At 60.8% G+C, this 1,465-nt stretch carries 4 protein-coding genes and 1 other RNA gene; all 5 read left to right on the top strand.

The window, feature by feature from the left end:
* The first annotated feature begins 8 nt into the window (after positions 1–8).
* A complete protein-coding gene (locus JHD73_RS27670; RefSeq protein WP_368735567.1) occupies positions 9–101 on the top strand; it encodes a DUF3164 family protein in 93 nt (30 codons plus the stop codon).
* A gap of 9 nt (positions 102–110) precedes the next feature.
* Positions 111–383 (top strand): hypothetical protein, encoded by a 273-nt coding sequence (locus JHD73_RS27675; protein ID WP_199033325.1) that lies wholly within the window; start codon positions 111–113, stop codon positions 381–383.
* 32 nt (positions 384–415) lie between these two features.
* The gene (locus JHD73_RS27680) at positions 416–688 is read left to right on the top strand and encodes an HU family DNA-binding protein (RefSeq protein ID WP_199033326.1); all 273 of its coding nucleotides are present in this window, start codon (positions 416–418) and stop codon (positions 686–688) included.
* Positions 689–699: 11 nt separating this feature from the next.
* An RNA gene (locus tag JHD73_RS27685) (hammerhead ribozyme type II) lies at positions 700–766 on the top strand.
* A gap of 259 nt (positions 767–1,025) precedes the next feature.
* On the top strand, positions 1,026–1,463 hold the full coding sequence (locus tag JHD73_RS27690) for a hypothetical protein (RefSeq protein WP_199033327.1): 438 nt from the start codon (positions 1,026–1,028) through the stop codon (positions 1,461–1,463).
* Positions 1,464–1,465 lie beyond the last annotated feature (2 nt).

Genomic DNA, 1,465 nt, shown 5'->3' on the forward strand with positions numbered 1-1,465 from the left:
GCCTCCAGGTGGTCGGCACCAAGAGCTACGTGCGGTTCTACAAGCGCATTGAGGGCAGCGACGAGTACGAGGCGGTGCTGCTCGATATCGCCAAGGTCTGAGCGCGCGCAATGACTACGCCTAAGACTCTCCAGATCGCACTACTAGCTGTTGAAGATGGCAAGCCCATCGGCATCACTTGGAAAGACGGTGTGCGCCATTTGCCTGACGGGGACTACTTCCTCGTTACCGGCCAGCAAGCGATAACGACTGAGTGGCAAGCGGCGATCGACAGCGCGAAGGCGGATGCCCTTTACGTCTTCAAGGACTCGTGCAACCACACACGCGACGCCATCGAATTTATGGCCGCCGTGATGAGTACAACCCGCGCCGGGTCGGCTTAACCCGGCAACCCAACCAACAAGGAAATCGAACCATGAACAAGCCTGATCTGATCGACCACATCACCGTCGCAACCGGCTGGACCAAGGCGGACGCGACCAAGGCGTTGGAGGCGACGCTGGGCGGTATCAAGGCCGGCCTAGCGAACGACGAGAACGTCACCCTGATCGGCTTCGGCACTTTCAGCGTAACCGAGCGCGCCGCACGTGTCGCACGCAACCCGCGCACGGGCGAAGAAATCGAGGTGGCCGCAGCCCGCGTGCCCAAGTTCAAGCCGGGCAGCGACCTCAAGGCGCTGGTGAACTGACCCCACGCGGCAAGCGAAACGCCCGCGTGAGCGGGCGTCTGCCTGGTGTGGTGACCAGGCACTGATGAGCAGCCAAACCAAAGCCAACAGGGGGTGTGGGATGAGTTCTGAAGGGGTCGTTCTGCTGGCCCACGTTCTTGCCAGCGCCGTGATCGTCCTGGCCTTCATCGAGCATCGTCGCGCTGAGCAGCGTGGCGACGCGGAGGAGTGAGCTGGATGGTCGATTTTTTTCGTTACGTCGCTTGGGCGTTCCTGATCGCGGCGACGGTTATCAACGTGTTCGCGGTCATGGCGGGACGGCCAGAAAAGGCAGCGACGAAGAGCAAAGGAGAGTGATGTGGCAAAACTGACCCGTGAGCAGATCATCGCTATTGAGTACGAGCTGGCCAGCCCCTACGGCATGGTGCAACTCAAGTGCGATGGCTACACCGTTGACCTCCGCGTCGAGCGGGAGAAGCCGCTTAAGTACATCCTGTGCGTGTACGTCAATGGCATACGCGATATGGGGTGGGTCAAGGGTGACTGCGAGGAGGCAAAGCGCTTCTGCCGCCCCATCGTCCGCCCGTTCTACAGCGCACAGCAAAAGGCAAAGCTAGTCAGGACGTTTGGCAAGCGCCGCGCCGCCGAGCACTTCCCGAGGCTCAACGAATCCCACACGTCGTACTTGCCGTTCTGGCCTTCGGCCAAAACGATGCTGCGCCACTTCGGCAAGACCTGCGTTGAAGTGGAGGTTTTGAGCCTGGGCTATCCGTCTCCCATTGAGAAAGCGGCCTGACC

The sequence above is a fragment of the Ralstonia sp. ASV6 genome (assembly GCF_016429285.1).
GTDB lineage: Bacteria > Pseudomonadota > Gammaproteobacteria > Burkholderiales > Burkholderiaceae > Ralstonia > Ralstonia flaminis.

Coding starts and splice junctions, on each gene's coding strand:
- JHD73_RS27675 (WP_199033325.1), top strand. CDS start 111: ATGACTACGCCTAAGACTCTCCAGATCGCACTACTAGCTGTTGAAGAT.
- JHD73_RS27680 (WP_199033326.1), top strand. CDS start 416: ATGAACAAGCCTGATCTGATCGACCACATCACCGTCGCAACCGGCTGG.